The following is a 15693-nucleotide window of genomic DNA, read 5'->3' on the forward strand; positions in this document are numbered from 1 at the left end:
GTTCCCCTATCAAGCGCCCGAGCCCAGGAGCACCCTCCTGGGCTCGAGAAGTCGGACAAGCTCAGCCACGGCTCCATTCATGGACGTAGAGCTGGCCTGGTGCGCAGTTGTCCGGGTGCAATGCGCCACGGTCTCGGCACACACGGAACTGCACCTTGGCCGTGTAGCGCTGTGCGCCGTCCCAGTTCGAGTGGTGCAGTGCAACGGCGCGCCCCTGCTTGCCGTAGTAGCGCACCCAGTCGTGCCCGTGGACCTTGACCTCGACGTAGACGTTGTGTCCGTCGTGGGAGATGGTGTCCCTGAGGCGCCCCCGCCACTCGAAGGAGCCGTGGTTGGTGCCTGCTCGATTGAACTTGTAGTCCCCTGAAACGAACGCGACTCCCACCGACCGAAGTGTCGGGATCCGCCCAGTCGCTGGCGAGGCGAACGCCGCCACCGCCGCACCGAGCACCAGACCCGCCGTCGCCAAGCCGAGCACTACCCTCTTCATGCCTACCTCCGTGATCACCAGGGCCCCGAAAGCCACCGGTGATCACGGACTGTAACGCAGTGAAAACAGAGAGAAACGATCTGCCTAGCCCATCACCACCACATCAGGTGATCGAAATCCAGACACCCGAAAACCGCCACGGACGGCAGGTCAAGCCACCGGCCCCACCCAGTACTCGCCCCAGCCATACGCCCCACCCTCGCCCTGCCCCGCGTACGCGTACGCCTCCGGGGCGTTGACGGCACCGGCGTCGGTCGCCGCCGCACCCCCCGGGTTCTGGGAGCCGTACAGGCGGGTGTACACGCCGCCCAGGGACAAGAGGTCGTGGTGGCGGCCCGTTTCCGTGATGTGGCCCTGGTCGATGACCAGGATGCGGTCGGCGTCCGGGGTGAGGGTGAGGTCGTGGGTGATCATGATGGTCGTGCGGCCGGTCATCAGGCGGCGCAGGGGTTCGATGATGCGGCGGGTGGCGATCGCGTCGAGGCCGGTCGTGGGTTCGTCGAGGACGAGGACGGGCGCGTCGCGCAGGACAGCGCGGGCGATGGCGAGGCGTTGGAGCTGGCCGCCGGAGAGCCGGGCCGTGCCCGGGTCGATTGCCGTGTCGTAGCCGTCGGGCAGCGCCGTGATGAAGTCGTGCGCGTCGGCCGCCTTCGCCGCGTCGACGATCGCCTGTTCGCTGGCGCCCGGCCGGCCGCAGGCGATGTTCGCGCGGACCGTGTCGTGCAGGACCAGCGTCTCCTGCGGGAGGAGGGTGATGTATTCGCGCAGGCGGTCCAGGGGGAAGTCGTGCAGGGGGACGCCGTCCAGGGCGATCGTGCCGGAGGCGGGGTCGTAGAAGCGGAGGAGGAGTTTGGAGACCGTGGACTTGCCCGCGCCGCTCGGGCCCGTGATGACGACCAGTTCGCCGGGGTTCGCCGTGAAGGACAGGCTCAGGAGGGCGTCGCGGTCCGTGCCGGGGTAGCGGAAGGAGACGTCCTTCACCTCGATCACGCCGTCCGGGCGGCCGGAGGGGCGGTCCGAGGGTCCCTTGGGGTCGGCCACCGCCGGGCGCGTGTCCAGGATTTCCACCAGGCGTTCCGCGCCCGCGGTCGCCGCGGTGATCAGCAGGCCCAGCTGGGCGAGGCTACGGATGGGCGGGTAGAGGTAGCTGAGGAGGGCGGCGAAGGCCAGGAGCTGGCCCAGCGTCATCTGGCCCTCCGAGATCTCCCAGACCCCGATGCCGATCACGGCGAGGACGCAGACCGTCTCGATGACCTGCACCAGCTGGCCGTACGCCTGGTTGAGCCGGGCCGAGCGGACCGCCGCCCGGAACCACGCCGTCGCCTCCTGGCTCAGCCGGCGCCGCTCGGCGTCCTGGCGGCCGTACGCCTGGGTGAGGACGAGGTTGCCGAGGGACTCCTCTACTACTGAGGTGACCGCGCCGTCGGCCACGCGGCCCTCGCGGGCGACCGCCCCGACCCCCGCGGAGAACTTCTTGGCCGCCAGCCAGAACAGCGGGGCCAGCACGAAGGTCGCCGCCGCCAGGTCCCAGCGCAGCCAGAACGCGGCCGCCGCGTAGAAGACGGCGCTGAAGAGGGCGGAGGCCGTGCCGATCAGGCCCGACACCGCCATCTGCTCGATGGCCTCGACGTCTCCGGTCAGGCGGGAGAGGAGATCGCCCTGGCGGTGGCGCTGGAAGAAGTGCGGGGGGAGCTTCTGTACATGGTCGAAGACGTGCTCGCGCAGCCGCATCACGAAGCGTTCCGAGACCCAGACCGCGAGGGAGCCGCCCGCGTAGCCGATGACCGCGCCGACCATGGCGATGACGAGCCACTGGGCCGCGGGGCTCCAGAAGGCGTCGAGTGAGCCCTTCTGCAGGGCGTTGTCGGTGAGGCTGCTGAACAGCAGGATCGCGGCGGTCTCCGCGAGCGCGCCCAGCACGGTGCACAGCCAGACCCCCACCAGCCAGCGGCGCAACCCCTTGGTCATGGGCCAGAAGCGACGGAAGGCGGCGCGGGGGGAGAGGGCGGGGGGAGCGCCGGGGGCCGCCTCGTCTGCGGCGGCGACTGCACCGTCGTATCCGTCGTCGTACTCGCCGATGTCGTACTCGCCGATGTCGTGCTCGCCGGCGCCGTGCTCGCCAGCGCTGTGCTCGCGGACGCCGTACTCGCCAATGCCGTACTCGCCGATGTCGTATTCGGCGGCTTTCGGGACGGGTGCAGCGGGCGGCGGATACGGATCCGCCGTATCGCGCGTTATCGGCAGACCGTATTCCGATAGTTCGAGACCTGCCGGGACATGCCGGGGAAATTCGACCCCTGAAGACTTCTTGGGCGCGCGCATATTTCTCCCACGCATGGATTATTTACGAAGCGAGGATGCTGCACGTTCACGGCTTTGCCTGATTGCCAGGTGTTTCCGGGTGGATCCACAGGCTGCGCACAACCCGGGAGGGCCGTCGGAGAACCGGCGACCCTCCCTCCCACCAGGCGCTTTGACGTCAGGCGCCGCGCTGCTGGGGCGCCGGATCGCCGGGACGCGGGCGGCGGCGCTGCTGGGGCTGCGGGGGCGGGGGGACCTGGCCGGGGTTCGCGTTGGGGTTCGCGTTCACGTTGCGGCGGGGGGTAAGCGGTGCGATCACCCTGAAGCTCATACCGACTCCTTCTGAGTTTCCAGTATCTGCGGGAAGGGGAATTCCGCACGAACGGATGGGGATCAGGGTCGTCACCCTGGGCGATCCCGCCGCCCGATGAGAAAGAACTTAACACGACCCATCAGAAGGGGAAGAGGAAAATATGAATGGAGAGCCGGAAATCAAGCTGTGAAAACCTTGGGATTTCCTTGGCGTTGAATGGGAGATGCGGGCTGACCAGCGGTGTCGACAGCCGAGAGGGCGGCACCCCCGCACAGGGTGCCGCCCTCCTCTTGCGTGCCGGAGCCGCCGCCGATCGGTACTGAGGGTCGGGGACCGACGGCGGCTCCGGGGTTCACAGGCCCCTCAGGGGGCTCAGCGGTGGTCGCTGCCCTCCGACTGGGTGGCCGCGCGCCCCGCCTCCAGGCGGGCCACCGGGATGCGGAAGGGGGAGCAGGAGACGTAGTCGAGGCCCACCTCGTGGAAGAAGTGCACCGACTCGGGGTCGCCGCCGTGCTCGCCGCAGACGCCGAGCTTGAGGTCGGGGCGGGTCGCGCGGCCCGCCGTCGCCGCCGCCCTGACCAGGGAGCCGACGCCGTCCTTGTCGATCGTCTCGAAGGGGCTGACTCCGAAGATGCCCTTCTCCAGGTAGGCCGTGAAGAAGCTCGCCTCCACGTCGTCCCGGCTGAAGCCCCACACCGTCTGGGTGAGGTCGTTGGTGCCGAAGGAGAAGAACTCGGCGGCCTCGGCGATCTGGGCGGCGGTCAGCGCGGCGCGCGGCAGCTCGATCATCGTGCCGATCGACAGCTTCAGCGACACACCCGTGGCCGCCTCCACCTCGGCGACGACCTGGTCGGCCTCCTCGCGGACGATCTCCAGCTCCTGGACGGTGCCGACGAGCGGGATCATGATCTCGGCGCGCGGGTCGCCCTTGGCGTTCTTGCGCTCGGCGGCCGCCTCGGCGATGGCGCGGACCTGCATGGTGAACAGACCCGGGATGACCAGGCCCAACCGCACACCCCTGAGCCCCAGCATCGGGTTCTGCTCGTGGAGGCGGTGGACGGCCTGGAGCAGGCGCAGCTCGTTCTCGTGCGGCTCCTGGCGGGACTCGGCGAGCGCCACGCGCACCGACAGCTCGGTGATGTCGGGCAGGAACTCGTGCAGCGGCGGGTCGAGGAGGCGGATGGTGACGGGCAGGCCGTCCATCGCCTCGAAGAGCTCGACGAAGTCCTTCTTCTGGAGCGGCAGGAGCTGCTTGAGGGACTCCTCGCGCTCGGCCTCGGTGTCCGCGAGGATCAGGCGCTCGACGAGCTCACGGCGGTCGCCGAGGAACATGTGCTCGGTGCGGCACAGGCCGATGCCCTGGGCGCCGAAGCGGCGGGCGCGCAGCGCGTCCTCGGCGTTGTCGGCGTTGGCGCGCACGCGCAGCCGGCGCTTGCGGTCGGCGAAGGCCATGATCCGGTGGACGGCCTCGACCAGTTCGTCGGCGTCGTCGGCGCCGGCGTGCATCCGGCCCTCGAAGTACTCCACGACGGGGGACGGGACGACCGGGACCTCGCCCAGGTAGACCTTGCCGGAGGAGCCGTCGATGGAGATGACGTCGCCCTCCTCCACCACGTGTCCGCCGGGGACGGTCATCCGGCGGCGCTTGGTGTCGACCTCGAGCTCCTCGGCGCCGCAGACACAGGTCTTGCCCATGCCGCGGGCGACGACGGCCGCGTGGGAGGTCTTGCCGCCGCGCGAGGTCAGGATGCCCTCGGCGGCGATCATGCCGTCGAGGTCGTCGGGGTTGGTCTCCCGGCGGACCAGGATGACCTTCTCGCCCGAGCGGGACCACTTCACCGCGGTGTACGAGTCGAAGACCGCCTTGCCGACGGCCGCGCCCGGGGACGCCGCGATGCCCCGGCCGACCTTCTCCACCTTCGCGTCCTCGTCGAAGCGGGGGAACATCAGCTGGGCGAGCTGGGCGCCGTTGACACGCTGGAGCGCCTCGGTCTCGTCGATCAGGCCCTGGTCGACGAGCTGGGTGGCGATGCGGAAGGCGGCTCCGGCGGTGCGCTTGCCGACCCGGGTCTGGAGCATCCACAGCTGACCGCGCTCGATGGTGAACTCGATGTCGCAGAGGTCCTTGTAGTGGTTCTCCAGCGTCTCCATGATCTGCATCAGCTGGTCGTACGACTTCTTGTCGATCCGCTCCAGCTCCGCGAGCGGGACGGTGTTGCGGATGCCCGCGACGACGTCCTCGCCCTGGGCGTTCTGGAGGTAGTCGCCGTAGACGCCCTGGTGGCCGGAGGCGGGGTCGCGGGTGAAGGCGACACCGGTGCCGGAGTCCGGGCCGAGGTTGCCGAAGACCATGGAGCAGACGTTGACCGCGGTGCCGAGGTCGCCGGGGATGCGCTCCTGGCGGCGGTAGAGCTTGGCGCGGTCGCCGTTCCAGGAGTCGAAGACCGCCTTGACGGCGAGGTCCATCTGCTCGCGCGGGTCCTGCGGGAAGTCCCGGCCGGCCTCGGTCTTGACGATCTTCTTGAACCTGGTGACGAGCTTCTTCAGGTCCGCCGCTTCCAGCTCGGTGTCGACGGTGACCTTCTTGGCGGACTTCGCCGCGTCGAGGGCCTCCTCGAAGAGATCGCCGTCGACGCCGAGGACCGTCTTGCCGAACATCTGGATGAGGCGGCGGTAGGAGTCCCAGGCGAAGCGGTCGTCGCCGGCCTGCTGGGCGAGGCCCTGGACCGACTTGTCGGAGAGGCCGATGTTCAGAACCGTGTCCATCATGCCGGGCATGGAGAACTTGGCGCCGGAGCGGACCGAGACGAGCAGCGGGTCGTCGGCCTGGCCGAGCTTCTTGCCCATCCGCTCCTCGAGGGCGACGAGGTGCGCACTCACCTCGTCACGCAGTGCCGCCGGCTCCTCGCCGCTCTCCAGGTAGACCTTGCAGGCCTCGGTGGTGATGGTGAAGCCGGGCGGGACGGGGAGGCCCAGGTTGGTCATCTCGGCGAGGTTGGCGCCCTTGCCACCCAGGAGGTCCTTGAGGTCCTTGTTGCCCTCGGTGAAGTCGTAAACGAACTTCACCACGTGGGGTTCTTTGTTTTCCGACACGGGTCTCGACTCCTCGAGGACGCGGTGGCTGCCCTGACGGCGAGGAACATACCCAGATCGAAGGCGCCTGGGTACGTCCACTTGTGCGTCATGCGCCCGTAACCGGTCGGCCGCCAGTGGATCGAAAGTCAAGGCTTGGCAAGCGAAGACTGGCGCATGTTTTCACTTCTTGAAGACAACAGTGCCCACAGGTGCGGTTTTCCGCTCAGATGAGCAGCAGTCCCGCACGTCTGATTTCGATCGATGAACGATCAAGGGGTGGCACCCAGTGCCACCCCTTGGAGAAGTGCATTCGATCCATGATCCGCTCATCTGAGCATGATCCTCCTCAAGGGTGGCGAGAATCACGCTGCCACGGCGGCCCGGGTTTCACCATCCGGACGCACCGCGGTGCACTCACGAGCGTCCCTCACACCCCGAGGGCCAGCAACCGCTCCTCCACCCGGTCGGGCGCGTACAGATGCTCCACGACCAGGGCGCCCGCTCCCACCAGCCCCGCCCGCTCCCCCAGCCGCGAGGTCACCACGTCCAGATGGGCGGTGGAGCGCGGCAGCGCCCGCTGGTAGAGCAGCTCGCGCACCCCGGTGAGGAAGGGGGTTCCCGCCAGGTCCCCGGCGATCATCAGCACCCCGGGGTTCAGCAGGGTCACGACCGTCGCCAGGACGTCCCCCACCTGGCGCCCCGCCTCCCGGGCCAGCGCCGCCGCCCCCGGATGCCCGGCCGCCAGCAGGTCCCGTACGTCCGAGCCGGAGGCCGCCGGCACCCCGGTCTCCGCCAGCCTGCGGGCCACGGCGCCACCGCTGGCCACGGCGGCGAGACAGCCGTAGGAGCCGCACCGGCAGAGCGCCTCGGCGCCCACCCGGATGTGCCCGATGTCCCCGGCGCCCCCGTCGATCCCGCGGAAGACCGAGCCGTTCACCACGACCCCGGCGCCGATGCCCGTCGAGACCTTGACCAGGACGAACGCCGAGCAGTCGGGGTGACCGGTGCGCTGTTCGCCGTACGCCATCAGGTTCGCGTCGTTGTCGACGAGGACGGGCACCCCGGGGGCGCCGGTGCGCTCGGTGAACGCCCGGGCGAGGCGGCCTCGTATGTCGTAGCCGTCCCAGCCGGGCATCATCGGCGGCTGCACCACCCGGCCCGTGTCGCTGTCCACCGGGCCGGGCACGGCGAGGCCTATGCCGCAGACCTCGGGCGCCCGGTGGCCCGCCTTCTCCAGCAGTTCGGCGAACCAGCCCCCCAGTTCACCGAGGACGAGGTCCGGGCCGTCCTCGACGGCCAGCGTGCCGGAGTGCTCCGCGAGGAGCTCGCCGGTCAGGGACAGCACGGCCGCGCGGGCGTGCCGGGTGTCCAGGTCGGCGGCGAGCACCACCGCGTGGTCGTCGTCGAACTCCAGCGTGATCGAGGGGCGGCCGCCCTGCGGTGAGCCGACCGGCCCGCCGGCGCCCTCGCGCAGCCAGCCCGCCCGGAACAGCCGGTCCAGACGCTGTCCGACCGTCGCCCGGGAGAGGCCCGTCGCCTGTTGCAGGGCACCGCGTGTCGTCGCTCGTCCACTGCGGACGAGTGCGAGCAGGTCTCCGGCGCTCGCCTGACCGCCCGCCTTGCCGGTCCGTCCCGGACGCCCAGTCATGCGCACCCCCTTGTGCTTCTCAAGCTTGCATTACATATTGAGTTTTGCGTGTTAAATAGACGTAACCCTACGGTAGCCCCTGCCGAACCAGGGGACCGCCTTGACGTCTTTCGGGGAGCCCCGAGTGGATCGCACCGCCCAGCTCATCGCCCGCCCGGCGGAGGACACCGCCGTATACGATCCGGCGGCCCCGCCGGGTCCGCCGCACCTCAGAGGGGTGTACGACGGCGCGGTGGAGGTGCTGGAGGGCAACTGGACGGGCACCTCGACGGTGCCCTCGCGGCGGCTGTACCCGCACCAGTGGTCCTGGGACTCGGCGTTCGTCTCGATCGGCCTCAGGCATGTCTCGCCGCTGCGGGCGCAGACCGAGCTGGAGACCCTGCTGGCCGCCCAGTGGGGCGACGGGCGCATCCCGCACATCGTCTTCAACCCCTCCGTGCCGCTCGACGCCTACTTCCCGAGCCCCGACTTCTGGCGCTCCTCGACCGCGGGGCGCGCTGCGGGCGCCCCGCGCACCGTACAGACCTCGGGCATCGTGCAGCCACCGGTGCACGCGCTCGCGGCCTGGCTGGTGCACCGCGCCGACCCGGGGCTGTCCCGGGCGCGGGGTTTCCTGGCCCGGGTCTACCCACGGCTGGCCGCCTGGCACCGCTATCTGCTGCACCGGCGCGACCTCGGCGGCGGCGGGCTCGTCTCCGTCGTCCACCCCTGGGAGCAGGGGATGGACAACGCGCCGAGCTGGGACGCCCCGCTCGCCCGGGTCGCCCCGGCGCCGGCCCGCTCCTTCCGGCGCGCCGACCTCGACCACGGGGCGGCCGAGGACCGGCCGACGGACCTCGACTACGGGCGGTACGTCCGGCTGGCGGCGGACTACCGGGACGCCGGGTACGCCGACGGGAGGGGCGGCTTCGCGGTGGAGGATCCTTCCTTCAACGCGCTGCTCATCGCCTCCGAGCACGCCCTCGCCCGGATCGCGCGCGAGCTGGGGGCGACGGCCACCGCCCGGCACGCACGCGCCGAGCGACTCACGGCGGCGCTCGTGGAACGGCTGTGGGATCCGGCGGAGGGCATGTTCTTCTGCCGGGACGTCCACGACACCGACGGCCCGGGGGGCAAGCACGGGGGCTCGGGGCCGGGGGGCGAGCACGGGGGCTCGGGGCCGGGGGGCGAGCACGGGGGCTCGGGGCCGGGGGGCGAGCACGGGGGCTCGGGGCCGGGGGGCGAGCACGGGGGCTCGGGGCCGGGGGGCGAGCACGGGGGCTCGGGGCCGAGGGGTTGGGGTTCCGGGCCGGGGCGCGGGAGCACCGGGCCTGGGGGCGAGCACGGGAGCTCCGGGCCGGGGGGTTGGGGCTCCGGGCCGGGGCGCGGGAGCACCGAGCCTGGGCGCGAGGGCACCGGGCCGGGGCAGGGAGGCGGCGCGCCCGTGCGCGGGGGCGACATGGTCCGCGAGCGCGGAGACTCCGGGCCCCGACCCGAAGGCTCCGGGTCCCGGCCCGAAGACGCCCTGGCCTGGGAGCGCGGAGACTCTGGGCCCCGGCCCGAAGACGCCCTGGCCCGCGAGCGCGGAGACTCCGGGCCCCGGCCCGAAGACGGCACCCCGGCCCGCGAGCGCGAAGACTCCGGGCCCCGACCCGAAGACAGCACCCCGGCCCGCGAGCGCGGAGACTCCGGGCCCCGACCCGAAGGCAGCGCCCTGGCACGCGAGCGTGGGGGCTCCGGGTCCGGGGGCGCAGGTGGTCTGATCCGTGAGCGTGGGGTTTCCGGGCTGGTGCCGCTGATCCTGCCGGATCTGCCGCGTGAGGTGGCGGCGGCTGTCGTCCGCACGCTCAGGGGCCCGCACTTCGGGGTCGGTACGACGACCCGTCTCGTCCCCAGCTACGACCTGCTCGGCGAGGCCTTCGACCCGCACCGCTACTGGCGCGGCCCGGCCTGGTTCAACACGGCCTGGCTCCTGGAGCGCGGACTGCGGCTGCACGGCCACCTCGCGGACGCGGACGCCCTGCGCCGGGCCGTCCTGGACACCGCGCTCACCTCGGACTTCGCCGAGTACGTCGATCCGTACACCGGCGAGGCCTGCGGCGCGACCGGCTTCAGCTGGACCGCCGCGCTCACGCTCGACCTGCTCCACCAGCACACCGCGACCGACAAGGGAGGGGACCGGGGATGACGGACCGGCATCATCTGCTCGTGTACGGCGGGACGTTCGCCGCCGTCGGCGAGCGCGGGGACATCAGCGGGGTACGGGGCGCCGGCTCCTCCCCGCAGGGGCTGTTCGTCCGGGACGCCCGGCACCTCAGCCGCTGGCAGCTGACGGTGGACGGCGCGGTGCCGGAGGAACTCGCGCCGGTCGCGGGCGGGGACACCACCCGCTGTGTGCTCGTCCCGCGCGGCGGGCGCGACGAGCCGCCCGCCTGCACGCTCTTCCGTGAACAGGCCGTCGGGGACTGCTCGTTCGTGGAGTCGGTGCGGGTCGTCGGCAACCGGCCGGTGCCGACCACGGTCCGGCTCGCGCTGACCGTGGACGCGGACTTCACGGACCAGTTCGAGCTGCGCTCCGACCACCGGACGTACGCCAAGACGGGCGTCGTCCGCCGCCGCGAGATCCTCGACGACGGGGTGGAGTTCGGCTACCGGCGCGGGGAGTGGCGGTCCTGTACGACGGTGACCGCCGAACCCGCCCCGGACGCCGTCGAGGAGACCGGCACCGGCGCCCGCCGGCTGGTGTGGACGCTGGAGTTGGAGGCGCACGGCAGCGCCGAGCTGATCCTGCGGGTGATGGCCCGGCCGCATGGCGAGAAACGTACGCTGCGCGTTCCGCGCTCCCCCTCCGCAATGGCCGAAAAGCTTCTTGCGCTTGAGGGCGAGTTCATGGAAGGTGTCGCTTTTCCCACGGAATGGCCCGAACTGGCGACCGCCTGTGTTCGAGGACTCGCCGATCTCGCCGCGCTCCAGGTCCAGGCGAGGGGTCCGGACGGCGAGGAGCTGCGCGTGCCGGCCGCCGGAGCGCCCTGGTTCCTCGCCCTCCTGGGCCGCGACGCCCTCCTCACCTCCCTCTTCGCGCTCCCCTACCGTCCGCAGCTGGCCGCCGCCACGCTCCCGGCGCTCGCCGCCGCGCAGGCGACCGAGTCCCACGCGCCGTCGGTGTCCCAGCCCGGCAAGATCGTCCACGAGGTGCGCCACGGCGAGCTGGCCCACTTCGGGCAGGTCCCGTACGGCCGCTACTACGGCTCGGTCGACGCGACCCCGCTCTTCCTCGTCGTCCTCGGCGCGTACGTCGAACAGACCGGCGACACCGCGCTGGCCCGCCGGCTGGAGCCGCACGCCCGCGCGGCGATCGCCTGGATGCTCGACCACGGCGGACTGACCACCCGCGGCTATCTGATCTACCGCGCCGACCAGGGCGGCCTCGCCAACCAGAACTGGAAGGACTCCCCCGGCTCCATCTGCTCCGCCGACGGCACCCGCGCCACCGGGGCGGTCATGGCGGCGGGGGCGCAGGGGTACGCGTACGACGCGCTGCGCCGCACGGCGTGGGTGGCGCGCACGGTGTGGGAGGACACCACGTACGCCGCCCTCCTCGAACAGGCGGCCGCCGATCTGCGGGACCGCTTCCAGCGGGACTTCTGGATGCCGGAGCACTCGTTCCCTGCGCTGGCGCTGGACGGGTCGGGCCGCCAGGTCGACGCGCTGGCCTCGGACGCCGGGCATCTGCTGTGGTCGGGGCTGCTGGACAAGGAGTACGGCGAGGTCGTCGGACGGCGGCTGCTGGAACCCGACTTCTTCTCGGGCTGGGGCGTCCGCACGCTCGCGGCCGGGCAGCCGGCGTATCACCCGCTCTCCTACCACCGCGGTTCGGTCTGGCCGCACGACAACGCGCTGATCACGCTGGGGCTCGCGCGGTACGGCCTGCACGACGAGGCCCGTACGGTCGCCCGCGCGCTGGTCGACGCGGCGACGGCGACCGGGCACCGGCTCCCCGAGGTGCTCGCCGGCTACGGCCGTGACACGCACGCCGAACCGGTTCCCTACCCGCACGCGTGTGTACGGGAGTCCCGTGCGGCGGCAGCCCCGTTGGCGCTGCTCACGGCGGTCGGCGGGGCGTAGCGACGCCCGGGTGGGGTGCTTGGCGTGACGTTTGCACGGTGTTTGCCGACCGCTGGCCGAGGGGGCTGAACACGGGCCGGGGGCAGGCCGTACGAAACTGAGGCGGATCCGGCTTCCCGCGCCGGGTCCGCCGAACACCGGGCTTCGTACGGAAGGACCCTCGGGTGCCTGTCTCCACTCACTCCACCCAGCCGACGGCTTCACCAGACCCCGAGGCCACCGACGTGCCCTCCCCCGCCCCCGAGGAACGAGCGGCCGCGCCGGAACCGACGGCCACTCAGGAACGTGCGGAGGGCGGGGAGCCGACGGGCGCCGAGGGCCCGGCCGAGGCCGGGGAACCCGCGGGGGCCGGGAAGCCGGGTGAGGCCGAGGCGGCGACGGGGGCTGAGGAGCCGACGGGTGCCGGAGAGTCGGTGGGGGCCGCTGAGGGGGAAGGCCCTGAGCCGGTCGGTGGCGAGGAGGCGGCCACGGGGGCTGGGGAGTCCGTGGCCTCCGGCGGGACCGAGGTCCGTACGGAGAGCGCGGCCGACGGGGCGGCGGCGGCCGGTGGGGAACCGGCGGAGTCTGCGGGTGCCGACCAGTCGGCGGAGCCGGAGCCGGAGCCGGAGCCGGAGCCGGAGCCTGCCGAGGGTTCCGAGAAGGAGACCTCGGCGGACCCCGCGGACGCGGACGCCCCGACCCCTGCGGCCGAAGCCGACGGCGACGCCCCGGCCCTCGACGCCGAGCACACCGAGAGCACCGAGAGCACCGAGAGCACCGAGGCCGATACCAAGATCGCCTCCGAGCCGGCCGGCACCGAAGTCACCCCCGAGCAGCCCGCGCAAGGCCAAGGTGAAGCCGACGCGCATCCTCCCCTGAAAGCTCGCCTCGCCTATCTGCGGGGCTGGCGGGGGCGGCATCCCGGGGTTGCCCGGGGGGTGTGGTGGGCGGTGACGGTGTTGTCGCTCGTGTGGGTGGTCGGGGCGTTGCTGCTGCCGAACCGGATGGCCGCGTTGCAGATGAACCGGTTCGTCCGGCTGCCGGGTGAGGCGATCATCGGAGCCGCGGTGATGCTCGCGCTGCCGCGCAGGCCGAGGATCGCGCTGGCGGCGCTCGGCGGTGCGGTGCTCGGTGCGCTGACCGTGCTGAACCTGCTCGACATCGGTTTCATGGAGTACCTGGGCCGGGACTTCAACCTGGTCCTCGACTGGGGCCTGCTGGACGACGCGCAGTCGTATCTCGCGGACACCCTGGGGAAGAGCGCCGCCCTCGCGGCGGCGATCGGCGTCGTCCTGCTCGTCGTCCTCGTGATCACGGTGACGGCGCTGGCGACGGTCCGGCTGAGCAACATCCTGGTCCGCGACACCCGCAGGGCCACCCGCGGCACACTGATCGCGGGCACCGCCTGGATCACCTGCTCGGTGCTGGGCTTCCAGTACGCCGGTATCCCGGTCGCCTCCGACCGGGTGGCGAACCGGCTCGAGTCCGAGGCCCGGCAGGTGCGGAACACGATCCGGGACGAGGCCGCGTTCGGCAAGGAGACCCGCAGCGACACCTTCGGCAACACCCCCGCCGACCAGCTCGTGCCCGATCTGCGCGGCAAGGACATGATCTTCACGTTCATCGAGAGCTACGGCCGCAGCGCCATCGAGGACCCGATCATGTCCCCCGGCGTGGACGCCACCCTCCAGGCCCGCACCGAGGCCCTCGCGAAGGCCGGCTTCCACGCGAAGAGCGGCTGGCTGACCTCGGCGACGTACGGCGGCAGCAGCTGGCTCGGCCACTCCACCACCCTGTCCGGGCTGTGGGTCGACAACCAGCAGCGCTACCGCACGGTGATGGCCAGCGACCACCTGTCCCTGACCAAGGTGTTCAAGAAGACGGGCGCCTGGGACACCGTCGGGATCATGCCGGGTATCCAGAAGGGCTGGCCGGAGGCGAAGTTCTACGGCCTGGACAAGGTCTACAACGCCTTCCAGATGGGCTACCAGGGACCGAAGTTCAGCTGGTCGACGATGCCGGACCAGTACGCGCTGGAGGCGTTCCAGCAGCTGGAGCACTCCAAGGAGCGCGACAAGCCGCTGATGTCGGAGATCATCCTGACCTCCAGCCACCAGCCCTGGGCGCCGATCCCGAAGATGGTCGGCTGGGACGAGCTGGGCGACGGCTCGGTCTTCGACCCCATCGAGGCCGCCGGCAACAAGGCGTCCGACGTCATCGCCGACGCCACCAAGTCCAAGGAGGAGTACGGCAAGTCGATCCAGTACTCGGTGACCGCGCTCACCGAGTGGCTGGAGCGCTACGGCACCGACGACACCGTCCTGGTCTTCCTCGGCGACCACCAGCCGATCTCCCGGGTCAGCGGCGAGAACGCCAGCCGGGACGTGCCGATCTCGATCGTGGCCAAGGACCCGAAGGTCCTCGACAAGATCGCGAGCTGGAACTGGACCGACGGTCTGCGACCCGCCCACAACGCCCCGGTGTGGAAGATGAGTTCGTTCCGCGACCGCTTCCTGACGGCGTACGGCTCCACCATGCACCCCAAGAAGGGCTGACCCCCAAGGAGAGCCGACCGGCGGGGAGTTCAGCCGCCGGAGGTGTCCAGCTCCGCGTCCTCGCCGACGCCCGCGCAGTCGTACGGGTCCTTCAGCCAGCCGTCCGGCAACACCACGCGGTTGTTGCCGGACGTCCGGCCGCGGGGCCCGTCTGCGCCGGCGGGCCAGGGCTGGTCGAGGTCCAACTCGTCCAGCCCGGACCGGAGTTCCTCCAGCGAGGAGGTGATGGCGAGGCGCCCCCGCATCTCGCTGCCGACCGCGAAGCCCTTGAGGTACCAGGCGACGTGCTTGCGGAAGTCGATGACACCGCGCGACTCGTCGCCGATCCACTCGCCGAGCAGGGTCGCGTGCCGGACCATGACGTCGGCGACCTCCCGCAGGGACGGGCGGGCAAAGGCCGTACGTCCTTCGAAGGCGGCCACCAGGTCCGCGAACAGCCACGGCCGCCCCAGGCACCCGCGTCCGACGACCACTCCGTCGCAGCCGGTCTCACGGACCATCCGCAGCGCGTCCTCGGCGGACCAGATGTCGCCGTTGCCGAGGACGGGGATCTCCGGGACGTGCTCCTTCAGCCGGGCGATGGCCTCCCAGTCGGCGGTGCCGCCGTAGTGCTGGGCGGCGGTGCGGCCGTGCAGCGCGATGGCGGTGACGCCCTCCTCCACGGCGATCCGGCCGGCGTCGAGGTAGGTGATGTGGTCGTCGTCGATGCCCTTGCGCATCTTCATCGTCACCGGGAGGTCCCCGGCGCCGGACACCGCCTCGCGCAGGATCGCGCGGAGCAGGTGGCGCTTGTACGGGAGGGCCGACCCGCCGCCCTTTCTCGTCACCTTCGGGACCGGGCAGCCGAAGTTCAGGTCGATGTGGTCGGCGAGGTCCTCCTCCGCGATCATACGGACGGCCTTGCCGACGGTCGCCGGGTCGACGCCGTACAGCTGGATCGAACGCGGCTTCTCCGTCGCGTCGAAGTGGATCAGCTGCATGGTCTTCTCGTTGCGCTCGACCAGCGCCCGGGTGGTGATCATCTCGCTCACGAACAGGCCCTTGCCGCCGCTGAACTCCCGGCACAGGGTGCGGAAGGGCGCGTTGGTGATGCCGGCCATGGGGGCCAGGACTACGGGCGGCTGGACGGCGTGCGGGCCGATCCTCAGGGTCGTGTGCTGCGTGGGCGCGGTCGTGGACATTTCCCCATTCTCACGTACGGCACGCCCTGCGAGCCATATTCATTAGT

9 protein-coding genes are annotated in these 15693 nt (G+C 71.5%); 3 read left to right on the forward strand and 6 right to left on the reverse strand.

Going from position 1 to position 15693, the window contains the following annotated elements; translation table 11 throughout:
* Positions 1–61: 61 nt before the first annotated feature.
* From ACYQ8Q_RS15455 to ACYQ8Q_RS15475, 5 genes are all read right to left on the reverse strand, one after another.
* Complete coding sequence (locus tag ACYQ8Q_RS15455) at positions 62–490, reverse strand: hypothetical protein (protein WP_460065403.1); 429 nt, start codon at positions 488–490, stop codon at positions 62–64.
* Between the two features lie 150 nt (positions 491–640).
* The gene (locus tag ACYQ8Q_RS15460) at positions 641–2458 is read right to left on the reverse strand and encodes an ABC transporter ATP-binding protein (protein WP_460073328.1); all 1818 of its coding nucleotides are present in this window, start codon (positions 2456–2458) and stop codon (positions 641–643) included.
* A gap of 511 nt (positions 2459–2969) precedes the next feature.
* Positions 2970–3122 (reverse strand): hypothetical protein, encoded by a 153-nt coding sequence (locus ACYQ8Q_RS15465; protein ID WP_460065404.1) that lies wholly within the window; start codon positions 3120–3122, stop codon positions 2970–2972.
* Positions 3123–3476: 354 nt separating this feature from the next.
* Positions 3477–6197 (reverse strand): pyruvate, phosphate dikinase, encoded by a 2721-nt coding sequence (gene ppdK, locus ACYQ8Q_RS15470; protein WP_460065406.1) that lies wholly within the window; start codon positions 6195–6197, stop codon positions 3477–3479.
* Positions 6198–6606: 409 nt separating this feature from the next.
* Entirely contained in the window at positions 6607–7827 is a 1221-nt protein-coding gene (locus ACYQ8Q_RS15475) for an ROK family protein (protein ID WP_460065407.1), read from the reverse strand.
* 124 nt (positions 7828–7951) lie between these two features.
* Here ACYQ8Q_RS15475 and ACYQ8Q_RS15480 point away from each other — a divergent pair, with 124 nt between their 5' ends.
* The 3 genes from ACYQ8Q_RS15480 (at position 7952) to ACYQ8Q_RS15490 (ending at position 14465) form a co-directional block, all read left to right on the forward strand.
* Entirely contained in the window at positions 7952–9994 is a 2043-nt protein-coding gene (locus ACYQ8Q_RS15480; RefSeq protein WP_460065408.1) for an MGH1-like glycoside hydrolase domain-containing protein, read from the forward strand.
* On the forward strand, positions 9991–11931 hold the full coding sequence (locus ACYQ8Q_RS15485; protein ID WP_460065409.1) for an amylo-alpha-1,6-glucosidase: 1941 nt from the start codon (positions 9991–9993) through the stop codon (positions 11929–11931). Before ACYQ8Q_RS15480 ends, ACYQ8Q_RS15485 begins: the two co-directional genes overlap by 4 nt.
* Before the next feature lie 854 nt (positions 11932–12785).
* On the forward strand, positions 12786–14465 hold the full coding sequence (locus ACYQ8Q_RS15490) for an LTA synthase family protein (protein ID WP_460073330.1): 1680 nt from the start codon (positions 12786–12788) through the stop codon (positions 14463–14465).
* A gap of 29 nt (positions 14466–14494) precedes the next feature.
* Here ACYQ8Q_RS15490 and dusB read toward each other — a convergent pair whose 3' ends face one another.
* Positions 14495–15646, reverse strand: coding sequence for a tRNA dihydrouridine synthase DusB (dusB, locus tag ACYQ8Q_RS15495; protein WP_460065412.1), 1152 nt, complete (start codon positions 15644–15646; stop codon positions 14495–14497).
* Between the last annotated feature and the right edge of the window lie 47 nt (positions 15647–15693).

Source organism: Streptomyces sp. YKOK-I1 (assembly GCF_054660435.1).

Bases quoted from the DNA above. Each gene is read 5' to 3' on its own strand.
- ACYQ8Q_RS15485 (WP_460065409.1), top strand. From the start codon at position 9,991: ATGACGGACCGGCATCATCTGCTCGTGTACGGCGGGACGTTCGCCGCC.
- ACYQ8Q_RS15460 (WP_460073328.1), bottom strand. From the start codon at position 2,458: ATGACCAAGGGGTTGCGCCGCTGGCTGGTGGGGGTCTGGCTGTGCACC.
- ACYQ8Q_RS15475 (WP_460065407.1), bottom strand. From the start codon at position 7,827: ATGACTGGGCGTCCGGGACGGACCGGCAAGGCGGGCGGTCAGGCGAGC.
- ACYQ8Q_RS15465 (WP_460065404.1), bottom strand. From the start codon at position 3,122: ATGAGCTTCAGGGTGATCGCACCGCTTACCCCCCGCCGCAACGTGAAC.
- dusB (WP_460065412.1), bottom strand. From the start codon at position 15,646: ATGTCCACGACCGCGCCCACGCAGCACACGACCCTGAGGATCGGCCCG.
- ACYQ8Q_RS15455 (WP_460065403.1), bottom strand. From the start codon at position 490: ATGAAGAGGGTAGTGCTCGGCTTGGCGACGGCGGGTCTGGTGCTCGGT.